The organism is Pseudoalteromonas sp. P1-25 (assembly GCF_001401805.1).
GTDB lineage: Bacteria > Pseudomonadota > Gammaproteobacteria > Enterobacterales > Alteromonadaceae > Pseudoalteromonas.
Genome location: NZ_LKDW01000116.1, coordinates 1 through 299 on the forward strand (window position 1 = coordinate 1; position 299 = coordinate 299).

The 299-nt window shown below is 46.8% G+C and carries 1 rRNA gene; it reads left to right on the forward strand.

From position 1 onward, the window contains the following. Positions 1-20 precede the first annotated feature (20 nt). Positions 21-299 (forward strand): 23S ribosomal RNA (locus AN393_RS19790); the annotation flags it as partial.

Sequence of the window (299 nt, forward strand, 5' to 3'; positions counted from 1 at the left end):
AAGACCCGTTTGGGTTGTATGGTTAAGTGACTAAGCGTACACGGTGGATGCCTTGGCAGTTGGAGGCGATGAAGGACGTATTAACTTGCGATAAGCCTAGTCAAGCTAGTAAAAAGCGCTTGAGACTAGGATTTCCGAATGGGGAAACCCACCTGCTTGCAGGTATCGTTAACTGAATACATAGGTTAACGAGGCGAACGCGGAGAACTGAAACATCTAAGTACCCGTAGGAAAAGAAATCAACCGAGATTCCGATAGTAGCGGCGAGCGAAATCGGAACAGCCCTTAAGCTTATTATG